23 protein-coding genes, 1 tRNA gene and 1 pseudogene are annotated in these 24,380 nt (G+C 71.6%); 13 read left to right on the top strand and 12 right to left on the bottom strand.

Annotation, left to right across the window (positions count from 1 at the left end; genetic code table 11):
* A partial coding sequence (locus ACWEVS_RS32985) for a hypothetical protein (protein WP_452554570.1) occupies window positions 1–187 on the bottom strand: 187 nt, incomplete at its 3' end.
* A 609-nt stretch (window positions 188–796) separates the two neighbouring features.
* On the opposite strand from ACWEVS_RS32985, the gene ACWEVS_RS32980 reads away from it, so the two are divergent.
* The 4 genes from ACWEVS_RS32980 to ACWEVS_RS32965 all read left to right on the top strand — a co-directional run bounded on the left by ACWEVS_RS32980 (window position 797) and on the right by ACWEVS_RS32965 (window position 3,554).
* A complete protein-coding gene (locus ACWEVS_RS32980; protein WP_452554568.1) occupies window positions 797–970 on the top strand; it encodes a hypothetical protein in 174 nt (57 codons plus the stop codon).
* A 538-nt stretch (window positions 971–1,508) separates the two neighbouring features.
* Complete coding sequence (locus ACWEVS_RS32975) at window positions 1,509–1,877, top strand: MerR family transcriptional regulator (protein WP_452554566.1); 369 nt, start codon at window positions 1,509–1,511, stop codon at window positions 1,875–1,877.
* 109 nt (window positions 1,878–1,986) lie between these two features.
* A complete protein-coding gene (locus ACWEVS_RS32970) occupies window positions 1,987–2,421 on the top strand; it encodes an Hsp20/alpha crystallin family protein (protein ID WP_449928530.1) in 435 nt (144 codons plus the stop codon).
* 227 nt (window positions 2,422–2,648) lie between these two features.
* Window positions 2,649–3,554, top strand: a complete 906-nt coding sequence (locus ACWEVS_RS32965) for a DnaJ C-terminal domain-containing protein (RefSeq protein ID WP_452554564.1) — start codon at window positions 2,649–2,651, stop codon at window positions 3,552–3,554.
* 633 nt (window positions 3,555–4,187) lie between these two features.
* Here ACWEVS_RS32965 and ACWEVS_RS32960 read toward each other — a convergent pair.
* Entirely contained in the window at window positions 4,188–5,165 is a 978-nt protein-coding gene (locus ACWEVS_RS32960) for a helix-turn-helix transcriptional regulator (RefSeq protein WP_452554562.1), read from the bottom strand.
* Between the two features lie 63 nt (window positions 5,166–5,228).
* Between ACWEVS_RS32960 and ACWEVS_RS32955 the strand changes: the two genes are divergently transcribed.
* On the top strand, window positions 5,229–6,380 hold the full coding sequence (locus tag ACWEVS_RS32955) for an epoxide hydrolase family protein (RefSeq protein ID WP_449928538.1): 1,152 nt from the start codon (window positions 5,229–5,231) through the stop codon (window positions 6,378–6,380).
* 606 nt (window positions 6,381–6,986) lie between these two features.
* On the opposite strand, the gene ACWEVS_RS32950 is transcribed toward ACWEVS_RS32955, so the two are convergent.
* The 4 genes from ACWEVS_RS32950 to ACWEVS_RS32935 form a co-directional block, all read right to left on the bottom strand.
* On the bottom strand, window positions 6,987–7,808 hold the full coding sequence (locus tag ACWEVS_RS32950; protein ID WP_452554560.1) for an alpha/beta fold hydrolase: 822 nt from the start codon (window positions 7,806–7,808) through the stop codon (window positions 6,987–6,989).
* A 1-nt stretch (window position 7,809) separates the two neighbouring features.
* Window positions 7,810–8,205 carry a VOC family protein gene (locus ACWEVS_RS32945; protein WP_452554558.1) on the bottom strand — a complete coding sequence of 132 codons (396 nt, stop codon included), beginning with the start codon at window positions 8,203–8,205 and terminating at the stop codon, window positions 7,810–7,812.
* 108 nt (window positions 8,206–8,313) lie between these two features.
* Window positions 8,314–9,282, bottom strand: a complete 969-nt coding sequence (locus ACWEVS_RS32940) for an AraC-like ligand-binding domain-containing protein (RefSeq protein ID WP_452554556.1) — start codon at window positions 9,280–9,282, stop codon at window positions 8,314–8,316.
* Window positions 9,283–9,450: 168 nt separating this feature from the next.
* Complete coding sequence (locus ACWEVS_RS32935) at window positions 9,451–10,281, bottom strand: S1 family peptidase (RefSeq protein WP_452418291.1); 831 nt, start codon at window positions 10,279–10,281, stop codon at window positions 9,451–9,453.
* A 45-nt stretch (window positions 10,282–10,326) separates the two neighbouring features.
* Between ACWEVS_RS32935 and ACWEVS_RS32930 the strand changes: the two are divergent.
* Window positions 10,327–10,833, top strand: a pseudogene (locus ACWEVS_RS32930) (saccharopine dehydrogenase NADP-binding domain-containing protein); the annotation flags it as partial.
* Between the two features lie 72 nt (window positions 10,834–10,905).
* Here the strand turns inward: ACWEVS_RS32930 and ACWEVS_RS32925 are convergent.
* The 4 genes from ACWEVS_RS32925 to ACWEVS_RS32910 form a co-directional block, all read right to left on the bottom strand.
* Window positions 10,906–11,625, bottom strand: coding sequence for a TetR/AcrR family transcriptional regulator (locus ACWEVS_RS32925; protein WP_452418289.1), 720 nt, complete (start codon window positions 11,623–11,625; stop codon window positions 10,906–10,908).
* 50 nt (window positions 11,626–11,675) lie between these two features.
* On the bottom strand, window positions 11,676–11,975 hold the full coding sequence (locus ACWEVS_RS32920) for a hypothetical protein (RefSeq protein WP_452554554.1): 300 nt from the start codon (window positions 11,973–11,975) through the stop codon (window positions 11,676–11,678).
* A 38-nt stretch (window positions 11,976–12,013) separates the two neighbouring features.
* Window positions 12,014–12,889, bottom strand: coding sequence for an FAD-dependent monooxygenase (locus ACWEVS_RS32915; protein WP_452554552.1), 876 nt, complete (start codon window positions 12,887–12,889; stop codon window positions 12,014–12,016).
* Between the two features lie 575 nt (window positions 12,890–13,464).
* Window positions 13,465–13,869, bottom strand: a complete 405-nt coding sequence (locus ACWEVS_RS32910; protein ID WP_449928568.1) for a hypothetical protein — start codon at window positions 13,867–13,869, stop codon at window positions 13,465–13,467.
* Between the two features lie 275 nt (window positions 13,870–14,144).
* On the opposite strand from ACWEVS_RS32910, the gene fdh reads away from it, so the two are divergent.
* The 6 genes from fdh (at window position 14,145) to ACWEVS_RS32880 (ending at window position 22,355) form a co-directional block, all read left to right on the top strand.
* On the top strand, window positions 14,145–17,324 hold the full coding sequence (gene fdh / locus ACWEVS_RS32905) for a formate dehydrogenase (RefSeq protein ID WP_452554550.1): 3,180 nt from the start codon (window positions 14,145–14,147) through the stop codon (window positions 17,322–17,324).
* Complete coding sequence (locus ACWEVS_RS32900) at window positions 17,317–18,165, top strand: 4Fe-4S dicluster domain-containing protein (RefSeq protein WP_452554548.1); 849 nt, start codon at window positions 17,317–17,319, stop codon at window positions 18,163–18,165. The genes fdh and ACWEVS_RS32900 overlap by 8 nt, the downstream gene beginning before the upstream one ends.
* A gap of 89 nt (window positions 18,166–18,254) precedes the next feature.
* The gene (gene nrfD, locus ACWEVS_RS32895) at window positions 18,255–19,079 is read left to right on the top strand and encodes an NrfD/PsrC family molybdoenzyme membrane anchor subunit (RefSeq protein ID WP_452418282.1); all 825 of its coding nucleotides are present in this window, start codon (window positions 18,255–18,257) and stop codon (window positions 19,077–19,079) included.
* Window positions 19,080–19,113: 34 nt separating this feature from the next.
* Window positions 19,114–19,206: transfer RNA gene (locus tag ACWEVS_RS32890), tRNA-Sec, on the top strand.
* A gap of 15 nt (window positions 19,207–19,221) precedes the next feature.
* Entirely contained in the window at window positions 19,222–20,511 is a 1,290-nt protein-coding gene (gene selA / locus ACWEVS_RS32885; RefSeq protein WP_449928576.1) for an L-seryl-tRNA(Sec) selenium transferase, read from the top strand.
* Entirely contained in the window at window positions 20,511–22,355 is a 1,845-nt protein-coding gene (locus ACWEVS_RS32880) for a SelB domain-containing protein (protein WP_452554546.1), read from the top strand. Before selA ends, ACWEVS_RS32880 begins: the two co-directional genes overlap by 1 nt.
* Here the strand turns inward: ACWEVS_RS32880 and ACWEVS_RS32875 are convergent.
* A complete protein-coding gene (locus ACWEVS_RS32875) occupies window positions 22,315–22,743 on the bottom strand; it encodes a hypothetical protein (RefSeq protein WP_452554544.1) in 429 nt (142 codons plus the stop codon). The genes ACWEVS_RS32880 and ACWEVS_RS32875 overlap by 41 nt on opposite strands.
* On the opposite strand from ACWEVS_RS32875, the gene ACWEVS_RS32870 reads away from it, so the two are divergent.
* Entirely contained in the window at window positions 22,672–23,316 is a 645-nt protein-coding gene (locus ACWEVS_RS32870; RefSeq protein WP_452554542.1) for an alpha/beta fold hydrolase, read from the top strand. The two genes, ACWEVS_RS32875 and ACWEVS_RS32870, sit on opposite strands and share 72 nt — an antisense overlap.
* Here the strand turns inward: ACWEVS_RS32870 and ACWEVS_RS32865 are convergent.
* A complete protein-coding gene (locus tag ACWEVS_RS32865; RefSeq protein ID WP_449928580.1) occupies window positions 23,256–24,131 on the bottom strand; it encodes a TIGR03619 family F420-dependent LLM class oxidoreductase in 876 nt (291 codons plus the stop codon). The genes ACWEVS_RS32870 and ACWEVS_RS32865 overlap by 61 nt on opposite strands.
* Window positions 24,132–24,380: the final 249 nt, after the last annotated feature.

Raw genomic sequence — 24,380 nt, 5'->3', positions numbered from 1 at the left:
GCCGGGTACCTGCCCAGGTGAACTCCTCGGCGAGCCAGGTGGCGAGCAGGGTGTGGCAGTGCGCCCGCCATGACGGCACGTCGAAATCAGCGGGATGGCTGGAGGCCGGTTCGCGCAGGCCGAGCGGTGCGGCTCTGGCCGACTTGACCGACGACGGCTGGGGATGCGGCGTAGGGACCGCGGGCATGGAGAGTCTCCAGTGGTTGCGCAGGTCCGGCGGATCGCGCCTGGGGGAGCGTCCCATGGTCGCGCCCATCTTCCGGCCGGCGCCCGGGTGGATCGGTCGCCACCGTAATTTGATCACCTTACGTCTGGTGTTGGCCACGAGCCCAAACCGGCATATATCGAACGCTTGTACGATGGCGGGGTGATTCTCGCGCCTGGCATGTGCTCGCGGTGGCATCGCGTGCCGCGGCCGATGCTGCAATACGCGGTCGGCGACCACGTCACCCGGTTCAAGAAGGTGACTGCTCGGCCCGCGGGACTGGGAGGTCCTCGTCTACTTCCACAGCGGCGGCGATCGTTTCGGCGTGTGGCTGATACATCAGGCGGCCGCGATACGGTCTGTCGACGAGCCGACTTTCGGGCCGCCCTTCTGGCTGTGAAGTGGGCCGTCGCGCGGTTCCGGCCTTGCGGGCTGCGCCGCTGCCATGGCCTGCAAGCAGGCGACGAGAGGTGGTATCGGTGGAGCGTCCGACTTGTTGAAACGGCTGGCCAGCCGAGGGTCCCGCGAACGATCGGCGGGATCTCGGGCGCGCTGAGCGGCGCCCGCTGTGCTCAGTTCTTCGCCGAACTGATGAGCGCCGAGCAGGGCCCCGAACTGGACAACGTGCTGAACGCCTGGTGGGGCCGCGCGATACTCGACCCCGACCCTGACCGCGACAGCATCCACCAGGCGGCGGAGACGGGCAGCCTGCCGACGTCCAGCATGGACGAGATCCGGCGCCGCCGGCAGGAACGCGCCTCGTAGGCGGGTGTCAGGGGCGGTAGTCGAGGTGGATGAGTTCCGGCGGGAGGCTGGGTAGCGGTACGCCGCGCAGCCGCATGGTCTCGCGCCGGTCTGCGATCCGTTCGGCTGCGCGTTCGGCCTGCTGGGTGTGGAGGTGGGCGGTGAGCGGCCGAGCCGGACGCCTGACGCCTTCGCCACCTCGACGCCTTCCGGCATCCGATCGTCGCGCCAGACGTGAAGCCGCCGGTGCCGCGGCCCGGTCGGCGGCGTCCGAGGAGGGGCAGGCGGCCAGGGACCGGCAGGTGGCGGCCCAAAGCTTGCCGCGATCAAAGCGTCGAACGTTTCGCGCAGCCACTGATCGTCGGCGCAGATCAGCTCCGCGAACTCACCGTCCACGCGCCGCGTGGCCAGGTCCTGCACGTCGATCCCTCCCCGGAAACCTCTGATAGCGCTGCCAGGTCATCGACCGATACACTTTTTCTATAGCCAACGCTGCAAGAATCTGTCAAGCTCCTTCTTCGCACACCCTGGCGAGTGGCCGCCGTACCAGGAAGTGATCATGTCGGTTGAACGGCTCGACGATCTGGACTACCCCGCCTACACCACCAGCCAGGCTGCCCAGGTGCTCGGCGTGCAGCAGGCGTTCCTGCGGGGGCTGGACTCCGCCGGGGCGGTACGGCCGGACCGCTCGGCTGGCGGGCACCGCCGCTACAGTCGCCGCCAGCTTGTGTTCGTGATGCGCATCCGAGAGCTGTTCGACCAGGGCCACTCCCTGGCCTCCACCTTGCGGATCCTGTCACTGGAGGACGAGCTGGCGGTGGCCCGCGCCCACATCGGCCGGCTCCAGGATCTGGCACGCGGCCTGGAGGTGGCCGCGGCCGAAGCAGTCGCATCGGACCCCGCGGAGAGTCACCCGCAGGGGATTTGACAATTGGCCACTAAGATTATCTACAATCTCTCTTAGAGGTTTTCCTCTGTGGCAGAGCAGGCATCCCCGGGTGCCGTCGGCCCCGGGGGGATCTTCGGAGGTGAGCACGATGCTGCTGACGTCGATCGACCCGTTCGTGCAGGAGTTCGAGCGTCAGTTCGACCGGCTGACCCGCCAGGCCGCCGCCGAGGGCGCCGGCGCCATCATGCCGATGGACGGAATCCGCCGCGCCGACGACGTGGTGCTGCGGTTCGATCTGCCCGGCATCGACCCCGACTCCATCGAGGTCACCGTCGACCGCGGGGTGCTCTCGGTCAGCGCCCGCCGCGAGGAGGAGCTCGGCCAGGACGAGCGCGTCTTCGTCCGCGAACGGGTGATGGGAGCCTTCACCCGCCGCGTCTACCTGTCCGAGCACCTCGACAGCGACAGGATCGACGCCGACTACACCAACGGGGTGTTGACCGTGCGCATCCCCGTGATGGAGAAGGCCAAGCCGCGCAAGGTGGAGATCAGCCGCGGCGACAGCAAAGCCATCAACGCCTGACCCGCTCCGGGGACGGGCCATGGCGCGGCACCGCCGCGCATGGTCCCGTGGCCCGCCCCCGGCCCGGAGGCCGATCGTCCACGCTGCCGCGCTCGCCAGGTCGCCGACCTTCTCCAGGTCCAGCACGCGGTACGGAACCCTGGCAGGAACCGTGGAACGCCGAGCCGGACTGACCCGAGACGGCCGGCCTTCCCGAGCTTTCACGCAGTGAACCAAGGGATCGGGCGATGGCGAAGGACTTCTACCAGGCGCTGGGGGTCACCAGGACTGCCGGCCAGGAGGAGATTCAGCGTGCCTATCGCAGACTGGCCCGCCTCTACCACCCTGACGTCAATCGCGAGCCCGGCGCCGAGGAGCGCTTCAAAGAGATCTCCGAGGCCTACCGCGTCCTGGGTGACCCGGCGGCGCGCAGGCGCTACGACGCGGCCGGGCAGGACTTCCAGCCGGCTTCAGCGGGCTGGGACCCCGGCATGCGGCCGCACGTACGGGTCCGGCGAGGAGCGCCGACGCCGGGGCCCGCCCCGGTCTGGACGACGGCTCCCGGTTTCGACGACCTGTTCGGCGACATGTTCGGCCACCGCCCGTACCAGGGATGGGTCCCCGCCGCAGGCGCCCATCAGGAGGCCGAGCTTGAGATCACCGTCGAGGAGGCCTACCACGGCGCCCGCCGTGTCCTCACCCTCGACGATCGCCACCGGATGGAGATCGTGGTTCCTCCCGGGTTCATCGGAGGCCAGCGCCTCCGAATCGCGGGGCAGGGCGGGCGCGGCAGGGCGGGAGCGCCGGACGGCGATCTCTTCCTCGTGGTGCGCGTCGCCGACCACCCGAAGTACCGGGTGCAGGGGCGCGACATCCACGTTGAGCTTCGTCTGGCTCCGTGGGAGGCCGCGCTGGGAGCCGTCGTGCCGGTGGACACCCCGGCCGGCCCAGAAATGATCAAGGTGCCGCCGGGCACCTCGAGCGGGCACCGTCTCCGGCTCCGCGGCCGTGGCCTGCCCAACCCCCAGGCAGCGCCCGGCGACCTGTACGCCGAGGCCCGGATCGTGGTCCCCAACCCGCTCAGCGAGGACGAGCGCCGCCTGTTCCAGCAGTTGGCGGCCAGAACCGGATTCGACCCGAGGAGGCAGCCGTGACCGCCGCACCGCAGCTGCCCCCTCTAGCCAAGTAGGGACCGTTGGCGGTGTGCCTGCCAGGGGTTTGCCCAGCCGGGAGGGCACGGCGCCGTCGACTGTGGCCACCTGATGGCAAATGTAACGGTTCGTGACAATTCGGGGCATAGAGATCTGTGGGGGTTGCGATGGCGTGTCTGACGGTGACGTGCAAAGACGAGGGCCACCGTGTTGTCGTCCGCCCGCTCGGGGAGCTCGACATGGCGACCGCTGACCTTCTGCAGGCGGTGCTAATGCCCAGCACCGGACGGCTCCCGCGCTGGTGGTGGACCTGAGCCAGGTGTCGTTCATGGACTGCTCGAGGCTGCGCGCACTGATGGCGATCAAGCAGCAGATCCTGCCCTACCGACGAGAGCATTCTCAACTACGGTGAGCTACTGACAGAACTTGTCGCCGACCACCGTCAACTTCTCGCCGCTCAGCGGCCGGGCCGGGGCGCCACGCGCGCCCGCGCATAGAGGGGCCCGAATAGTCCGAAAACCCTGGTCGCCGTGCCCGGGGTCCCGGTAGTAATCGCGGAAAATCCAACGGATGTACCCCTGACCTGCCCTGATGTGAGGGCGTCTCGATTTTCCGCCGTTGCTACCGGAACCTCCTTCAGCCGGAACCCGGGTCCGACATGGTCGCGGCCCGGTCGAGGCGGTCGCAGACCTCGCGCAGCACCGGGACCAGCTCCGGCGGATCCAGCACCTCGAAGTCGAACCCCTTCACCGCCACGTGCACCGCCAGCTCACGCAGCGAGTTCGAGCCGGCCGTGAACAGGCAGGTGCGCGTGTCCACGGCCTCCAGCCGTCCAGCGCCGGGCGACGTGCGCGGCGCCACCGCCTCCAGCGGGGCGTGGAAGAGGACGCGGGCCTGGTACGTGTACGGCGCCGAGGTGATGGCGTGCGAGACGTAGGCGGCCGCGTCCTCCTCGGGCGGCATGCGCGGCGTGAAGCGCGCCCCCGGTGGCCCGAGCGGCTCCTCGATCCGGTCGACCCGGAAGGTACGCCAGTCGTCCTTGGCCACGTCCCACGCCACCAGGTACCACCGGCGCGGGGTGTGCACCAGCCGGTGCGGCTCGACCTCGCGCGCGGTGACGCCGTCGCGCCCCCGGTAGCGCAGCCGCACCCGGCGCCGGTCGCGGCACGCCGTGGCGATCGCGGCCAGCAGATCGGCGCTGACCTCCGGATCGGCCGCCCCGGGCAGCGCCACGGTCGCCGCGCGGAACGCCTCCACCCGGTGCCGCAGCCGGGAGGGCAGGAGCTGCTGGAGCTTGGCCAGCGCCCGCACCGCACCCTCCTCCAGGCCGGCGACGCTGCCCGTCGCGGCCGTACGCAGGCTGATCGCCACCACCACGGCCTCCTCGTCGTCGAGCAGCAGCGGCGGCAACGCGGCCCCCACCCCGAGCCGGTATCCGCCGGCCACACCCGGAGTGGCGTCCACCGGATAGCCCAGCTCGCGCAGCCGTTCGACGTCGCGCCGCACGGTGCGCAGGCCGACCTCCAGCCGGTCGGCGAGTTCGGCACCGGTCCAGTCCGTACGCGCCTGCAGGAGCGACAGCAGGCGCAGCAGCCGCGCGGAGGTTTCCAACATGGGCACCATTGTGGCCACGATTGGTGCCCAAACCTGACACCAATGGCCAATACCGTGACGGACATGACGAACGAGATCCAGCCCTACCGCGTCGAGATCCCGCAGGCCGACCGCGACGACCTGCACGAGCGGCTGCGCCGTACCCGCTGGGCCCCCGAGCTGCCCGGCACCGGATGGGAGCGCGGCGTGCCGACCGGCTACCTGCGGGAGCTCGCCACCTACTGGGCCGACGGCTTCGACTGGCACGCCCAGGAGGCGGCGCTCAACGCGTACCCGCAGTTCACCACCACCGTGGACGGCGCGCAGGTGCACTTCCTGCACGTACGCTCCCCCGAGCCCGACGCCACCCCGCTCCTGCTGCTGCACGGCTGGCCCGGCTCGATCGTCGAGTTCCTCGACCTCATCGGCCCGCTCACCGACCCCGTGGCCCACGGCGGCGAGGCCGCCGACGCCTTCCACCTGGTGATTCCGTCGCTGCCGGGGTACGGCTTCTCCGGCCCGCTGCCCGGCACCGGCTGGACGGACGGCCGCACCGCCGCGGCGCTGGCGGAGCTGATGTCCAGGCTCGGCTACGACCGGTACGGCGTGCAGGGTGGCGACGTCAGCGCGTTCATCGCTCCGCTGGTAGGACGCGCCGCGCCGGACAGTGTCATCGGCGTGCACGTCAACGGCCTGCTCACGTTCCCCAACGGCGATCCGGCGATCATGGGCTCGCTGACCGAGGCCGAGCGTGGGCGGCTGGCCGGGATGAAGGAGTGGCAGGAGAAGCTGGGCGCGTACATGCAGGTCCAGGGCACGCGCCCGCAGACGGTTGCGGCCGCGCTGCACGACTCCCCCGCCGGGCAGCTCGCCTGGATCGTGGAGAAGTTCAAGGACTGGACGGACCCGGCCGCTGAGCTCCCCGAGGACGCGGTGGACCGGGACCGGATCCTCACCGACGTGAGCATCTACTGGTTCACCGGCACCGCAGGCTCGGCGGCTCACACCTACTACGAGCGGTTCAACGACTTCACCATGTGGGCGCCGAAGGAGCGCGGGACGGTGGCGACCGCGGTCGCGGTGTTCCCCACGGACTTCTCGGTCCGCCCGCTGGCCGACCAGGCGCACAACGTGGTGCGCTGGTCGGAGTTCGAGCGGGGCGGCCACTTCGCGGCCCTGGAGACCCCCGACCTGATGATCGCCGACCTTCGGGCGTTCTTCCGGAGCCTGGGCTAACCGGACAGCAGGGGTCCGCGAGTGCCCCGCGCGTGGCGGCCAGCTTCGAGGAGGTTGACCTTGACGTGCGGGTCAGGAGTTACGGTCTCGGCGCTCTTGCGACCACACGCCCGAGGAACGCCCCATGATCCCCGCGCCGCGAAGCCAGCGAGCTGTCACCAACCGCCACCATTCGCGACCTTTCGCTACGATGATCGCGGCCCATGATGGGCGGCGGGTTCGTGTCGCCGAAACACGCGAGGAGCGCGGATGCAGCCGAATCCGGCGGTGATCGCCGGCATCCTGGCGCTGCTCACCGCTGGCATGCTCGTCTGGTTCGCGCTCTACAACGTCGTCTACGCCAACGGGCCGACCGGTCTCTGGTCCAGCCTGGTGGTGGAGAACGTGCTCGGCGGCGTCATCTGTCCTGACACGCGCGGCCCGGCCCTCCACGAGGTTCCCAGGGTGGCACTGACCTTCCGGATGGTCCTCCCTCACGCGCACCCGCGCGTGAGGGAGCGGGAGTGGCGGGAGGCTGTGGGGTCAGGGAAGCCGGCGGGGTTGCGCGGGAGGGACCGGCGCTCGGCGGGTCCGCGCGAGCAGTTCTTCGGCGCTGGGGTTTCGAGATCAGGGACGTCGTTGCTGTCTGGCGAAGAATTCGAGGAGTTCGGGGGCCAGGGCGTGGGCGGCCACGTCGTGGGACTGGTTCGGGAGGAGCCGGTGGCAGGCGGCGGGGATGGTGCGGGCCACGGCGGTTCCGGCGTTGCGCATCCAGGCGGGGCTGTCACCGCCGTCGAGGACGAGTGTGGGCCTGGTGAGCGTGGCGGCGATGGTGGGGAGGCGGTTTCCTGGCCGCATGATCTCGGCCTCGTAGGCGAGGGTGCGGGCGATGGCTTCGAGGTGCGTCCAGGTGGGATGGGTCCGCATGGCGGCGACCGCGTCGGCGGGGACCTCTGCGGCCTGGACCATGAACAGCTCGACCGCGTCGCCCGGCCGTCCCGCCTCGATCAGGGCGGTGAGGCGCGAGGCGAAGTCGTCCGGCAGGTAGGGAGCGGTCGGGTCGACGTGGTACGGCGGCTCCCACAGGGCCAGGCAGGTGATCGCGGGCAGTTGGGCCGCGGCCTCCAGCGCCAGTGCGGCGCCGGAGGACCCGCCGAAGACCATGGCGCTGCCGCCCGTCGCCGTGATGACGGCGGCAAGGTCCTCGATCTCTCGCTGGACGGCGTAGGGACGGGTGTCCCCGCTGCCGCCGCGGCCACGGCGGTCGTAGTTGACCACCGTGAACCAGGGCGAGAGGGCTCGGGCGACCTCGGCGAGCGTCGGGTGGGACCGGTCGGTGACCGCGCCATGGACGAGGACGACCACCGGTCCCGAGCCGAGGCGGTCGAACACGATGCTCGTGCCGTCGGCCGACGTCGCGGTCCCGGTGACCATGGTGGGGGTCGTCACGTCAGTTGCTCGGCGCGGCGATGCACAGCGCGGACCAGTGGTGGCCGTCGGGGTCGGCGAAGTGACGCTGGTAGCGCCCGCCCGCGGTGACGGGCTCGCCGAGCTCCTCGGCTCCTGCGGCCACGGCCTTGCCGACCAGCTCGTCCACCTGCCCTTGGTCGTCGAGGCCGAGGACCAGGATTGCCTGGGTGGTCTTGGCCGGGTCAGCGACCTCGTTTCTGGCGTAGCCCGCGAAGGTCGGCTCGGCCAACAGCATGACCTGGGTGCGCTCGCTGATGATCACGGACGCCATGTCGTCGGCCATGCCGAAGTGCTCGAAGCCGAGCGCGGTGTAGAAGGCCTTGGAGCGGTGGAGGTCCTTGACGGCGAGGTTCACGAACAGGGCGGGACCGGACATTGTCGGTCTCTCTTTCTTCCGGGGTCTCCTTGTGGCCTCCAGTGTGCTGATCGGCCGATCGCCCGGCTTGTCGCCGCGTGCCGGCCGCTTGACGATCCGTGCCGGGCCTCAGCCGCTCGGCGTCAGGCTCGCTCGGCGGTACTCGACCGGCGGCATCCCGTACGCCTGCCGGAACAATCGGCTGAAATGTGCCGGGTCGGGTAGTCCCCAGCGGGCCGCGATGCTGCTGACCGGCTGGCCGGCATTGGCCGGATCGGCCAGGTCGCGGCGGCAGCGTTCGAGCCTGCGGTGCCGGATCCACGCCGCGAGCGTGATGTCCTGCGACGCGAACAGGCGGTGCAGGTACCGCAGCGAGACGTGGTGCGCCGCCGCGACCGTCGCGGGACCGAGACCGGCGTCGCCCAGGTGCTGCTCGATGAAGGTGTGGACGCGCCGCAGCAGCACCTGTTCGCGGGTCTCCGGCTCGAGCGCCGCGAGCTGGGACACCTGCTCGGCGACGGTGGCGGCCAGCAGGTCCATCACCACCGTGGACAGCCGGGCCGCGCTGGCTGGCTGGTAGGTCTCCACGTCGCGGGCCACTCGAGCCAGCAGCGGCGCCGCCAACGCCGCCGTGCCGCCGCTTCCAGAGATCGCGACGGCGGTCAGCCGAGCGACCGGATCCGCGGGCACGGCCAGCATCTCGCGCGTGAAGCTGAAGACGGCCAGCTCCACCGTCGTGTCGTAGACCAGCTCATAAGGCCGGGAGAAATCGTAGATGGCAAGGTCCCCCGCCCCCAACCGCGCCGCGCGGCCGTCCTGTTCGACCAGGATGGTCCCGGATACGGGCATCACCACCCGGTAGAGCTCCGGGCTCTCCTTCCGGATCAAGCCTGGCGTCCGCAGAACGCGGTGCGGCGTCGTGGTCTGGACCCTTCCGATGCCGACCGGACCGAGTTGGGCCGCCTCGATCTGCCCCTGCAGGGCGACGTTTCGATCCATCCGCACGTCCAGCGGCCCGAGGATGTCGCACACGACGCTCAACCAGGCATCCACCCGCTGCGCGGCGGGCATATCGCTTGCCCGGATCAGAACGGCCAACCCACCTCCCGCCATTCCGGAAGATCATAGAGCGCGACCACGATCGATCGAAAGGCCATGATCCAGACAACCCGCCGTTCTGGCTGACCTGGAGGCCGCCGTCGCCGACGCCGCTGGCCTGCTCGCAGGCGCCGGGTGCGCGGCGGCCCGGGCAGGGCGGGCAGCGGGTCAGCTGTTCGCGCGGATGGTCTGGTTGATCCAGTCGGTGTAGGCGCTCACGTTGGTGTACAGGCCGGGGCCTTCGGCGCAGGAGGGGCTCGGGGCGCCGGGGCCGGAGGTGACGCCGATGAGCTCCCAGCGACCGCCGCGGCCGCGCTGGATCTGCGGGCCGCCGGAGTCGCCGTTGCAGGCCATGGCCTTGGGCGTGCGGCTGATGGTGCACAGGCGGGTGTCGGAGGCGTAGCCGGGTCCGCATTCGGAGATCGCGCCGCGGCGGGTCTCCAACTGGCGCAGCTTCTTGGCCATCTTCCACTCGTCCGGGTTCTTGCTGAACGTGGTGATGCCGAAGCCGATGATGCGGGTGGGGGTGCCGGGCTTGCCGGCCTGCCGGGCGATCGGGACGGGCTTGACGGAGACGGGCTTGTCCAGGCGGATCAGCGCGAGGTCGGCGGTGTTGTACGGCGCCTTGTCCGTGCCCTGGGCGTAGCGGGGGTGGGTGATCGCTTGGGCGATCCTGCGGACGGTGCCGCCGGACTTGCGCTGGTCGCTGCCGATGCGGACGGTGCCCTTCACGATCGAGCCGATCTCCATGTCGACGCAGTGCGCCGCGGTGACCACCCACTGGGGGTTGATCAGGGCCGCACCGCAGTTGCCGTCCTTGAGGCCCAGGGCGGGCGCCGTGATGGGGATGGAGGCCATGAAGCCGTAGGACTCGGTGGGCTTGGTGCCGTTGATGATCGCTCCGGCGCTGCCGGCCGTCGCCGCGAGGCAGGCCGCGCCGGCCAGGGCGACGACGGCGGAACGGGACATGGCGCGGTGGAACGACTTCTTGCCAATCACGGGGGAGAAACCCTTCAGTGGAAGATTGAGACGTTATAAAGCTAGATGTCCGTCTTTTCCTGGGGGATCACGTCAGCACGCCAACATGGGGTAGGGGTAACCCCACCTGACCAGGGCGGACATCACGGCTCGTGCAGACCGAGGTGGCGGGGTCAGTCACGTTCCCGTAGGGGGGTCCATGAGAATCCTCGCCCTTGGCGGACCCGGCGCGATGGGGCGGGTCGTGGTGCGCGAAGCGGCCGGTCTTGCCGGGTCCGAAAGATCGTCGTCGCCGACCGGGACCTGGATGCGGCGCGAGCACTGGTCAAGGATCTGGAAGGCGGCCCGGTACGGCTCGACGCCCGTCAGGTCGACGTCACCGACAAGGGCGCCCTTTCCGCCGCGCTGGCCGAGGCCGACCTCGTGGTCAACACCGTCGGACCGTACTACCGGTTCGGCCCCCTGGTCCTGCGGGCTGCGATCGCCGGCCGTACCCATTACCTGGACATCTGTGACGACTGGGAGCCCACCCTGGAGATGCTCGACCTCGACGCCGAGGCCCGCGCGGCGGATGTGTGCGCGGTGATCAGCATGGGCGCCACAGGCAGGGTCGTGCCGCGGTGGCCGTCTCTGGCCAGGATCTGCTCACTGCTGGAGGGTCTGACTGCGGTCGATGAGATCCAGCACCGCGTCCCTCATCTCGCGGAGGACGGCGACGGTCTCCGCGGCGGCCGCGGCGATGGCCTGCTCACCGGGTGCGGTGTCGGGCTCGAGCAGCCGGGCGACGGTGTCGGCGAGAACCTTGTCGGGATCGTCGACGCCGGGCACCGCGGTGGCCGGGTCGGACATCGCGGTGCCGAACCCGGTGAGCAGGGCGTGTACGGTGTACGTCTGCTCCGGCAGGGGACGGTCGTGGCGGACCAGTCCGTGCCGGTGCACGATCGGCATTCCCATCTCGCACATGGCGCTGGGTGTGGTGCGGGCGAACAGCTCGCGGTCGCCGGTCTGCTGGGTGAGCAGCCGCAGCAGCTCGGTGTCGCCGCTGTGCAGGCGGCGCGCCAGCGGGAGTTTCAACCCGGTGCGGATCAGCAGCGGGGCGAAGCGGCGCGGCAGCACGACGGCGGGGTCGGCGGTGATGCGGGCGATGATCTCGTCCAGGAAGGTCAGCACGTCGCGTGCGAACAGCCCGAGGATGAGGTCTTCCTTGGCGGGCCAGTACAGGTAGACGGTGCCCTTGCCGACCCCTGCCACCCGGGCGATCTCGCTGACGGTGACCTTGCGCACGCCATGGTCGAGCACCAGCTCGCGTGCGCTGTCCAGGATGCGGGCGGCCTTACGCGAGTGGCGCTCGATCAGCTGGCTCACCGGGGCGGTCCTCTTCTCCCGTGCTCGGGTTCCATCGGGCTGGAATCGGGTCAGGCGGCGGCGATGTCCAGCTGTTTGTTGTTCATGTCGGGGCCGTTCACCATCTTGCCTATGGCCGGGCCGATGACCGGCGCGTGCATGAGGCGGACCATCACGCTGCGCATGATCTGCTCCTTGCGGTCATGCGGGGTGAGCAGCCGGCGCATGACCAGCGCGCTCTTCTGCTCGGTGTGGATGAACGGCCGCATCCGGTCCTCCCACGCGCGCAGCGCGCCGGACAGGTCGCCGGGGTGGCGCTGCAGCATGGTGCCCAGGAGTTCGCCGCCGGCGATGCCGCTGGAGGCGCCCATGCCCGCGTACAGGGTAACGCACCATGCGGCGTCACCGATCAAGACGACCCGGCCGCGGTGCCAGCGCGGCATCCTGACCTGGTGCACCGAGTCGAACAGGAAGTCCGGGGCCTGCTCGAACGCCGTGAACAAGCGCTCCAGCAGCGGGCCGGGGGCTGCGGGCCGAACGCGGCCCTGATGGACTCGATCGGCGGGCGCGCGAACTCGGCGTCCGTGTCATCGGTGCGGTAGGAGAACAGCAGGCCCGGCGTGTGGTCGCGGAAGGAGAAGATCCACGCAGAGCGTCCCGGCTCGGCCAGGACGAGGCCCTCGTCCTGGGTGAAGCCCTCTATGGACTCCTTCAGGACGGTCGCACCGATCATGTAGTTCAGCGGATGCAAATGGTTCTGGGAGCCGAAGACCAGCTCACGCACGGTGGAGCGCATCCCGTCGGCGCCCACCACCAGGTCGAAACGTTCGGTGACGACGGCGCCGGAGGCGGTGTCGTGCAGGGTGACCGTCGCGGCGGAATCGTCCTGCGTGATGCGGGTCGGCACGGTGGAGTAGCGGATCTCCACATCGTCCGGCAGCGCGGAGAACAGCGCCTGCTCGATGTCGCCGCGCACCACCAGCCGGGGTTTGCCAGGCAGGTCGGCCGGGCTCATGCCGGGGCTACGGCGCCCGGCCCGGTTCACCTCGTAGGTGGTGAGTTGCGGGCTCCTGCGGTCACCGATCGCCTCCAGCACGCCCAACCGGCGGGCGGAGGCGATACCGGTGCCGAACAGCATGATGAAGTACCCGCTCGAACGGCGCGCGGGCGCCCGCTCCACCAGTACCGGCTCCCAACCCACTTCCCGCAGCCGCAGCGCGGTGGCGATGCCCGCTATCCCGAGACCGACCACCAGAGCCCGGCCATGTCTGACTGTGCCCGTCATGACGACTTCCTTCCTGTCGTGTCGTCCATGACGCTACTGAACGAACTGACCAATTCAGTTCGTTTGGTCAGTTTGTGGTGGAGGCCACACGGGCGAACCTCCCGCACCGGGAAGACAGGAGTGTCAGAGGGTCGTCGCCATCGGCCTCCGGCGGGCTGTTCTGCGCGGGGCCAAGACTCCCCTCGGGTGTAAAGGCGTGCCGAAGCCGGCCGGATGGTCGGTCGCGGGCGGAGGCGGCCGGCGGGGGAGCGGCCGTCCTCCGCGGAAACAGCGGCAGTACCCGCACAAGCGGAAACAGCGGCAGTACCCGCACAAGCGGAAACAGCGGCAGCGCCAGCACAAGCGGAAACAGCGGCAGCGCCAGCGCAACCCGCGATCAGCGCCCCGGGTCCGAGCCGGGCGACGGATCCGGGGCGTGTGCAGGCGCTGCGGGCTGGGGCCGGGCCGGCCCGCAGCGGGCTGCCGGTTCTCCCTGGACGCCGAGGGGACCAGAGTGGCGGGGACAGGCGCGCAGCTCACCCCCCGGCTTCGCGCGAGCTGCGCGAGCCGGTCACGTGATGGGCGTTATGGGGGTGCTATCCCACCCCGATCCACGTCCACATGCCCCGCTGGCGGTGCTGGTCCACCGGGCACCACAGCAGGTACCGGCCATGCTTCAGGGTGACCGTGAGCGCTGTCCGTCCTCCAGGTGGGACGATCATGGAGGTGCGGCTGACGCCGGGTCCCCTGATCGACAGGCCGTGTGGGTGCGAGCCCACGTTCTTGATCCTGAAGGTGACGCTTCCGGGCCTGAAGCGCCACCTCGAGAGCGCGATGAAGTAGTTTCCTTCCCTCACCTTGACGACAGAAGTGTCAGCGGCGCTCGCCGTGACGTGGGGCGCTGCCACGGCGGCCGTGCCGCCGGCCGTCAGTGTCAGCGCGGTGGAGGCCAGTACTGCCGCCAGACAGTACGTGCCTCTGGAACGATGAACAGCGAACATGATCGCCATCCCTTCATCGCCGTACCACCGATGTCGGCCATGGCGCAGGCCTCCATCACCTCTCCACGCATACGGAGCGCCAACCCCACGAAAGTCTCTGAGGGTCGTACAGCATTCACCATTTCGGCGAGACCAATTCTTTCCTTTTCAACAGATCCGGCCGTGGCCGCGGCGTAGCGGACCGCGAACGTCCCGGCGGCGGTCCGCACCAGGAGTCGGGCACACAGGCCAGGCAGTGGAGGTTAGGCGCGGCAGACCGGGGCAAAACTTGCATTATGGCAGGTGGGGGATGGTTCTCCCGATGGCCGGTGTTGCGGCAGCTTCGGGGAGAGGACGGCAGGAGCGACGCCGCGCGCTCGGCGCGCACCGACGCGCTGAGGCCGCGCACCGAGGAGGCGGACACGGTCGCCCGCTCGGTCTGCCCCTACTGCGCGGTCGGCTGCGGCCAGCTCGTCTACGTCAAGGACGGCCGGGTCAGCCAGATCGAGGGCGACCCCGACTCCCCGATCTCGCGCGGCAGGCTGTGCCCCAAGGGCTCGGCCAGCAAGCAACTCGTCACCCATCCGGGCCGTCAGACGCACGTGCTGTACCGCAGGCCGTACGGCACGCGGTGGGAGCGGCTCGACCTCGACACCGCGATGGAGATGATCGCCGAGCGGGTGCTGACGACGCGGCGGGACACCTGGCAGCAGACCCATGAGGGCAAGGTCGTGCGCCGCACGCTGGGCATCGCCGGTCTGGGCGGGGCGACGCTCGACAACGAAGAGAACTACCTGATGAAGAAGCTCTACACCGCCCTCGGCGCGATCCAGGTGGAGAACCAGGCGCGTATTTGACACTCCTCCACCGTCCCCGGTCTGGGGACCAGCTTCGGGCGTGGCGGCGCGACGACCTTCCAGCAGGATCTGGCTCGTGCGGACTGCATCGTCATCCAGGGTTCCAACATGGCCGAATGCCATCCGGTGGGCTTCCAGTGGGTGGTGGAGGCCAGGGCGCGGGGAGCGAAGGTCTTCCACGTGGACCCGCGCTTCACCCGGACCAGCGCGCTGGCCGACCGGCACCTGTCGATCCGCGCGGGCAGCGACATCGTGCTGCTCGGCGCCCTGGTCAACCATGTCCTCGGCAACGAACTGGACTTCCGCGAGTACGTGCTGGCCTACACCAACGCCGCGAACCTCGTGTCCGAGGACTTCCAGGACACCGAGGATCTCGACGGGCTGTTCTCCGGCTTCGATCCTGAGACGTGCTCGTACGACCCGAAGAGCTGGTCGTACGAGGGCCCGGCCGAGCACGCGCCGGGGGAGACCCTGGAGGGCGGCCTGCACCACGCCGCGGCGGCAGGGGCGGACCGGTACGGCTCCAGCGGGGCCGCCGCGCACCCCAGCCCGCCGACGGACCCGACGCTGCGCCACCCGCGCTGCGTCTACCAGATCCTCAGGCGGCACTTCGCCCGCTACACCCCGCAGCTGGTGGAGCAGCTCTGCGGCATCTCGCCGGAGGACTTCGCCGAGCTCGCCGACGCGATCACCGCCAACTCCGGCCGGGAGCGCACCACCGCGTGGGTGTACTCTGTCGGCTGGACCCAGCACACGGTGGGCGCGCAGTACATCCGCACCGCCGCGATCCTCCAGCTGCTCCTGGGCAACATCGGCCGCCCCGGCGGCGGCATCCTGGCGCTGCGCGGGCACGCGAGCATCCAGGGCTCGACCGACATCCCGACGCTGTTCAACATCCTGCCGGGCTACCTGGCCATGCCCCACGCCCACCGGCACACGGGCCTGGACGACTACCTGGCTCGCGAGGGAGGAGACACCGGCTTCTGGGGCAACCGGCGTTCCTACCTGGTGAGCCTGCTCAAGGCCTGGTGGGGAGAGGCGGCCACCGAGGAGAACGACTTCTGCTTCGACCACCTGCCGCGCCTGACCGGCGACCACGGCCACTACACCACGGTGATGGGCCAGATCGACGGGACGGTGAAGGGCTACTTCGTGGTGGGGGAGAACCCCGCGGTCGGCTCGTCCGGCGGCCGGGCCCAGCGCCTCGGCCTGGCCAACCTCGACTGGCTGGTGGTGCGCGACCTGACGCTGGTGGAGACGGCCACGTTCTGGCAGGACGGGCCGGAGCTCGAGACCGGGGAGATGCGCACCGAGGACATCGCCACCGAGGTGTTCTTCCTGCCCGCCGCGAGCCACGTGGAGAAGGAGGGCACCTTCACCAACACCCAGCGGCTCCTGCAGTGGCGGGAGAAGGCGCTCGACCCGCCCGGCGACTGCCGTAGCGACCTGTGGTTCTACTACCACCTCGGCAGGATTCTCAGGGAGCGGCTGACAGGGGACGAGATCGACCGGCCGCTGCGCGAGCTGACGTGGGACTACCCCGAGCACGGCGAGCACCGCGAGCCGTCGGCGGCGGCCGTGCTCCGCGAGATCAACGGTGTCGGCCCGGACGGCCGGGCGCTGTCGTCCCCCACCCAGCTCAGGCCCGACGGGTCCACCACGTGTGGCTGCTGGATCTACTGCGGCGTCTACGCCGGCGAGGTCAACCAGGCCGCCCGGCGCCGGCCCGGGAGGGAGCAGACGCCCGTGGCGCCCGAATGGGGCTGGGCCTGGCCGGCCAACCGGCGGATCCTGTACAACCGGGCTTCCGCCGACCCCGAGGGCCGTCCGTGGAGCGAGCGGAAGGCCTACGTCTGGTGGGACGCGGAGCGCGGTGAGTGGACCGGGCACGACGTGCCCGACTTCGAAAGGAACAAGCCGCCGGACTACGTGCCGCCCGAGGGCGCCAGGGCCGAGACCGCGCTGTCCGGGACCGACCCGTTCATCATGCAGTCCGACGGGAAGGGCTGGCTGTACGTGCCGGCGGGCCTGGCCGACGGGCCGCTGCCCGCCCACTACGAGCCGCACGAGTCGCCGGTCCGCAACCCGTTGTACGGCCAGCAGGCCAACCCCGCGCGACGGACCTACCCGCGCGCGGTAAGCCCCTACAACCCGCCGCGGTCGCCGCGCTTCCCGTACGTGCTGACCACCTACCGGCTCACCGAGCACCACACGGCCGGCGCCATGAGCCGGCCGCTGGCCTACCTCGCCGAGCTGCAGCCTGAGCTGTTCTGCGAGGTGTCGCCCCTGCTCGCCGCCGAGCTCGGGCTGGCCAACGGCGACTGGGCCACGATCGTGACGAGCCGTACCGTGATCGAGGCCAGGGTGCTGGTCACCGGCCGGGTCCGGCCGCTGCGGATCCAGGGCGAGACGGTGCATCAGATCGGCCTGCCCTACCACTGGGGGTGGGGCGGCGGCGGCCTGGTGACCGGCGACGTCACCAACGACCTGCTGCCGCTGGTGCTCGACCCGAACGTCTACATCCAGGAGAGCAAAGCCATGACCTGCGACGTGCGTCCCGGCAGGCGGCCGAGGGGCCGGGCGATGCTCGACCTGCTGGAGGAGTACCGGCATGACTGAGCGGATGGGCTTCTTCACCGACACCAGCGTCTGCATCGGCTGCAAGGCCTGCGAGGTGGCCTGCAAGGAGTGGAACCAGCTGCCCGACGACGGGTTCGTGTTCGAGGCGACCTCCTACGACAACACCGGGCAGCTCGGGGCGAGCACCTGGCGCCACGTCGCCTTCATCGAGCAGACGCGCCCCGTGCGGACGAACGGGGGCGGGGACGGGGACGGCGACGGCGGCGTGGACCGCTGGCTGATGTCGTCCGACGTGTGCAAGCACTGCACCCACGCCGCCTGCCTGGACGTCTGCCCGACCGGCGCGCTGTTCCGGACCGAGTTCGGCACGGTGGTGATCCAGGAGGACATCTGCAACGGCTGCGGCTACTGCGTGCCGGCCTGCCCGTTCGGCGTGATCGACCGCAGGGAGGACGACGGGCGGGCCTGGAAGTGCACGATGTGCTACGACCGGCAGCGCGGGGGCCTCGAACCGGCGTGCGCCAAGGCGTGCCCGACCGACTCGATCCAGTTCGGCCCGCTCGACGAGCTCCGGGAACGGGCCGCGGACCGGCTGGAGAGCCTGCACGCCGAAGGGCGCCCCGAGGCCAGGCTGTACGGCGAGAGCCCGGACGACGGCGTGGGCGGCGCGGGGGCGTTCTTCCTGCTGCTGGACGAACCGGAGGTGTACGGCCTGCCCCCTGACCCGGTGGTGACCACCCGCGACCTGCCGTCCATGTGGCGCTGGGCGGGGGCCGCGGCGCTGTCCGTGGCGGGTGTGGTGGCGGTCGCCTTCTCGGGAGGCTTCTCGGGAGGCTTCTCGGGAGGCTTCGCGGGATTCCGTGACGGAGGGCGGCGGTGACGCGGGAGCGGTCGATGGTGCCGGAGGCCGAGTTCCGCTCGTACTACGGGCGGCCGGTGATCAAGGCGCCGATATGGCACGAACCTCACATGCCAACCTATCTCTACCTGGGCGGCATGTCGGGGGGTTCGTCGATGATCGCCGTGGTGGCCGGGTTCGCCGGGCACCACCGGCTCGCGCGCGCGGCCCGGATCGCGGCGGCACTCGGGGCGGCCGCCGGCGCCGGCCTCCTCGCCGCCGAGCTGGGCAGGCCCGAACGCTTCCTCAACATGCTGCGGGTGTTCAAGCCGACCTCGCCGATGAGCGTGGGCTCCTGGATCCTTGCCGCCCAGGGAGGGCTGTCGGCGGTCGCCGCCGCCACCGAGCTGGCCGGGATCCTGCCCGTGGTGGGCGACGCGGCGGTCCTCGCCACGGGCGTGACCGGTCCGCTGACCGCCACCTACACCGCCGTCCTGGTCGCCGACACCGCCGTGCCGGCCTGGCACGACGCCTACAGGGAGCTGCCGTTCCTGTTCGCAGGGAGCGCGCTGGCCAGCGCCGGGGCGGTGGGCATGCTGGCGACGCCCCGCGCCGAGGCCGGTCCCGCCCGCGTGGTGGCGGTGCTCGGGGCCGCCATGGAGACCGTCTCCGGCGCGGTGATGGAGCGCAGGCTGGGGCCGGTCGGCGAGCCGTACCGGCTGGGGAGGGCGGGCCGCCTGATGCGCGCCGCCCGCGCGCTGACGGCCGGTGGCGGGCTGTTCGCCGCGGTCGCGGGGCGCAGCCGTACGCTCACCGCCCTGTCCGGCCTGGCCCTCACGGCCGGCGCCCTGTGCACCCGCTTCGGCATCCTGGCGGCGGGCAGGGCCTCGGCCGCCGATCCGAGGTACACGGTCGTACCGCAGCGGCAGCGCCTCGACGGAGAGCGGCCCGCCTGATCGGCCTTACCCGCCTGCGCGTAGGTTCTCCCTTGGAGGCGTGTGGGCGCCTGGTGGCCCCCGCGGTCTTCAAAACCGACGAGGCCGAGGTCATCGGCCTGGCGGGTTCGATTCCCGTCCGCCTCCGCTCTATTTTCGAAGGGTGGACCCACGAAGGCAGGTGCCACGCACCGACGCCGTGCTCGCCGACCCGCGCCTGGTCGCGGCGGGCGGGCGGCTGGGCCGGTCGGTCGTCAAGGACGCGGTGGCGCGGGCCCAGCAGCGGGCGCGGCTCGGCGAGATCACCGCCGAGGAGGTCGCGGACGAGGCCGTGGCGGCGCTCCCCCCACAGGCCGCGAGCCTGCGCGCGGTGATCAACGCGACCGGCGTGCTGATCCACACCAACCTCGGCCGGGCACCGCTGTCGCCCGCCGCGGTCGAGGCGATGGCGGCCGCCGCCGGAGCCGCCGACGTGGAGTTCGACCTGGAGACCGGCGTCCGGGCCCGCCGCGGGCGCGGCGCGCTGGACGCGCTCGCGCGCGCCGTGCCGGCCGCCGAGGACGTGCACGTCGTCAACAACAACGCCGCGGCGCTCGTCCTGGTGGCCACCGCGCTCGCCGCGGGCCGGGAGATCGTGATCAGCCGCGGCGAGCTGGTGGAGATCGGCGACGGGTTCCGCATCCCCGACCTGCTGGTCTCCACGGGGGCGCGGCTGCGCGAGGTCGGCACGACCAACCGCACCTCCTTCGGCGACTACGCGGCGGCCGTGGGACCGCAGACCGGATGCGTGCTCAAGGTGCACCCGTCGAACTTCCGGATCGAGGGTTTCACCGGCTGCGCCGAGGTGCCGGAGCTCACCGGGCTGGGTGTGCCCGTCGTGGCCGACATCGGCTCCGGCCTCCTCACCCGCGAGCCGCTGCTGCCCGCCGAGCCTGACGCGACCACCATGCTCGAGTCCGGGGCGGATCTCGTGACCGCCAGCGGCGACAAGCTGCTCGGCGGGCCGCAGGCGGGACTCCTTCTCGGCCGCCACGACCTGGTCGAACGATGCAGGCGGCATCCCCTCGCCCGCGCGCTGCGAGTCGGCAAGCTGACGCTGGCGGCGCTGGAGGCCACGCTCCGGGGTCCCGCCGTCCCCGTCCGCCAGGCGCTGCACGCCGATCCGGCGGCGCTCGCCGACCGGGCCGAGGCGCTCGCCGGCACGCTGGCGGGCGCCGGGGTCGACGCGCGAGCCGTACCGAGCGAGGCCGCCGTGGGAGGTGGGGGAGCGCCCGGGGTCACGCTGCCGAGCGCCGCGGTGAGCTTGCCCGAACGGCTCGCCGCTCCGCTGCGCACCGGCGATCCGCCGGTCGTCGGCCGCGTCCAGGGCGGGCGGCTGCTGCTCGACCTGCGCACCGTTCCCCGCGACAGGGACGGCGACGTGGCCCGCGCGATCCTCGAGGTGAGCGGCTGATGCACGTCGTCGCCACCGCCGGTCACGTCGATCACGGCAAGTCCACGCTGGTGCGGGCGCTCACCGGGATGGAGCCCGACCGGCTGGAGGAGGAGCGGCGGCGGGGGCTGACGATCGAGCTGGGCTACGCCTGGACGGCCCTGCCCTCGGGGCGGCGCCTCGCCTTCGTGGACGTTCCCGGCCACGAGCGGTTTCTCGGCACGATGCTGGCCGGGGTAGGTCCCGTGCCGGCCGTCCTGTTCGTGGTGGCCGCCGACGAGGGCTGGATGCCGCAGTCCGAGGAGCACCTGGTGGCGCTGGAGGCCCTCGGCGTACGGCACTGCCTGCTCGCGGTGACCCGCGCCGACCTCGCCGACCCGGGCCAGGCGATCGAGCAGGCGCGGACCCGCCTGGCCGCCGCGGGGCTGGAGGGCGCGGGCCCGGATGCGGGCGGATCGGGCCTGGATGCGGGCAGGTCGGGCGGGTCGGGCGGCGTCGAGGCGGTCGGGGTGAGCGGGCGCACCGGTCAGGGACTCGGCGAGCTGCGGGAGGCACTGGACCGGCTGGTCGCCCGGCTTCCCTCGCCCGATCCGCGGGCACCGGTCCGGCTGTGGATCGACAGGGTGTTCACCGTGACCGGCAGCGGCACGGTCGTGACCGGCACCCTGCCCGAGGGCACGATCTCGGTGGGCGACGACCTGGCGCTCGGTGGCGAAGCGGTACGGGTGCGGGCGCTGGAGTCCCTCAAGGAGCCACTGGCCGCGGTGACGGGCGTCGCCAGGGTGGCGGTGAACCTGCGGGGCCGCGGACTTCCCGAGCGAGGCCTGGCCCTGGTCACCCCCGGCCGATGGACGTTCACGGACCTGGTGGACGTCCGGATCTCACCGGTCGGAGCGCTCCGGGATCCCGGCCGCGGTCCGGGCGGCGGCGACGAGGGGCGGCGCCTGCCCAGGCGGCTGATCGCGCACATCGGGTCGGCGGCGGTGGCGTGCGAGGTACGGCCGCTCGGCGGCCGTGTCGCGCGGCTGCGCCTGGCCGGCCCGCTCCCGCTCCACCTCGCAGATGTGCTGCTGCTGCGCGACCCCGGCCGCGACCGGACCGAGGTGCGGGTGCTGGCCGCGGCGAGCGTGCTCGACGTGCGCCCGCCGGCGCTCGGCCGCCGGGGCGCGGCGCGGGCGCACGCCGCACGGCTCGAGTCGGCCACGCCGGACGCGGCCTCCGCCCTGCGCACCCACCGGCTGCTGCGCGCCGCCGACCTGACCGCCATGGTCCGGACGCCCGGCGGGCAGCCGGTCTGCGGCGACTGGTACGCCGACCCCGATCATTGGGAGGAGCTGGCCGGGCGGCTGACCGGGGTGGCCCGGCGGTACGCGGCCGAGCACCCGCTCGATCCCGGCATGCCGCTCGAAGCGGCCCGGCACGAGCTCGCCCTGCCCGACCGGCGGCTGGTCGCCGCGCTGGTACGGCCGCCGCTCACACTCGGCGAGGGCCGGATCCTCACCCGGCCTCCCGGGCTGCCCGCACAGGTGGCCAGGGCGGTCGAGCGGCTGACGGCCGAGCTGTCCGCGCATCCCTTCCAGGCGCTGGAGGCCCGGCGCCTGACCCAGCTGGGGCTCGGGATCCGGGAGCTGGCGGCGGCTGTACGGGCGGGACGCCTGCTACGCGTGGCCGAAGGCGTCGTGCTGCTGCCCGGCGCGGACGCCAGGGCGGCGGAGCTGCTGAGACGGCTGCCGCAGCCCTTCACGGTCAGCCAGGCCCGGCGCGCCCTCGACACCACCCGAAGGGTCGCGGTGCCGCTGCTGGAACACCTCGATCGGAGCGGGGTCACCGAACGGGTGGACGATGTCCACCGCCGCTGCCGTTGACCCCATGAACGACACCGTGGGACGCGCTGGCCGAGACGCCGCGCCGGGGAGCGGCGGCCGTGGGGCGGCCCCCGCCTTCGCCGGGGCAGGACAGGGAGAAGTTCAGCGCCTCCTGGAAGTTCGGCAGCTCGCGCCGGAGCCTGGCCGGCCACTCGATCTCCTGCTCGCCGCACCAGCGGTCGGCGGCCTCGGCGGCCATCCGCTGGTAGTGGTCGCGGTGGCGGCGGCGCAGCGGCGACTCCATGCCGGCCTCGGTGAGCCGCTGCCTGCCGTACTGGCGCAGCGTCTCGAGCAGCCGGTAGCGGGTGCGGCGGCCGTGGGCGCGCGCCAGCAGCTCGCAGTTGTCCAGCAGCAGCAGCCGCTTGCCGCGCAGGAACCCGGCCAGCACGTCGGCCGGACGCCGCGCCGACTGGTCTCGCACGCCGAGCGCCTGCGCCACCAGCCGTTACCCCGCACGTCATCGCCCCTCCTCGCACGTCCCGGAAACAACGGGGCCACCGGCGCCGACGATCTGGCGGCACTCCTGGAGCACCTCGACCTGGACGACGTCATCCTGGTCGGGCACTCGGCGGGCGGCGCCGAGGTCGCCCGCTACCTGGCCCGACACGGGGAGGACCGCATCGCCGGTGCCGCCTTCGTCTCCGCCGTCCTGCCCTACCTCAAGCTGACCGACGACAACCCCGAAGGTGTGCCGGAGGCGGCTCTGCATGCCACTCTCCAAGCCTTCCGGGCCGACCGGCCCAAGTGGTTCGCCCGGCAGGCGCAGGCCTGGTTCGCCACCCACCTCGACGAGGTGTCGCCGGCCATGATCGAGCACACCGTCGCCCAGTGCCTGTCGGCCTCCCCGTGGGCGACGGCCAAGCTCTTCGAGGCGATGTTCCACGAGACTCGCCGCCGGCCTCAAGAAGCGGAGCCGGCCGCTGCCCCGCCCATGAGGCGCTCGGCGAAGGCGGACATCTGATCGCGCTGCTCGTCCGGTTCGGTGGCGCCGGAGCTGACGACGATACGGGTCACGCCCTGTTCGGCGAGGGCCGCGACCTGCTCTTCGGAGATGTCCATCGACGCGGACCGGGTGTACTCCAGGGCCGCCGGATCGCGTCCCGCCTCCACGGCGGTCTTCCTGGCGAGGTCCAGCTGAACGGCCCGCTCGTCGGGGTGGAGCGCGCCGCCGGGGAAGAACCCGTCGCCGCGCAGCCCGGCGCGGCGGGCGGCCGCCCGGCTCGACCCGCCGACGTGGATGGGCAGGTGCGTGACCCCGTAAGGCTTCGGGAAGCTGCTCAGGTTCTCGAAGGCGAAGAACTCCCCGGCGAAGCTGACGCCTTCCTCGCCGCCCTCCCAGAGCAGCCGCAGCACGTCGATCGCCTCGTCGGCCCGGCGGCCGCGGGTGGCGTAGTCGACGCCCACCGCCTGGGCCTCGCCGGGCAGCGCCCCCAGCCCCACGGTCAGCAGCCGCATCCGCCCCTTCGACAGCACGTCGATGGTGGCCAGGCGTTTGGCGAGGGTCACCGGGTGGTGGTACGGCAGCAGCAGCACGCCCGTGCCGAGCAGGATCCGGCTGGTGTGCGCGGCGGCGAAGCCCAGGCAGTCGAGCGGGTCACCGTACGGCAGCGACGGCGGCATGGCGAAGGATCCGATGGTCGCACCGGGGTACAGCACGATGTGCTCCGGAACGTACAGGGACTCGAAGCCGCATTCCTCGGCGTGCCGGGCGTAGGCGGCGAGCTTGTCTGGGTCGACCCCGTGATACGGCGTGCTGTAACTGATCCCGAACTTCATGGCGGCCACACTAGAACGTTGACACCAGCGTCAAGGCAAAACCCGTGAGGCCCCACACCCGCCGGCAGGAAAGCCGGACCCGGGCTCGCCGGCGCTCGACGACCAGCTCGACGAACACCCCCTCTCCAGCCGCTCGACGGTGGCGCCTGGAGGCCGGGCCGACGGCGTTGTCGTCGTGGCGTGCGGGGTCGGCTGGTGAGGGCTTCCGGAATCGGGACCTCGTGGACCAGGACATTGATATAAGAGTCT

It is taken from the genome of Nonomuraea sp. NPDC003754, assembly GCF_053605785.1.
Note: the sequence above shows the minus strand (reverse complement) of the source record. Positions and strands in the feature narration are given on the sequence as shown.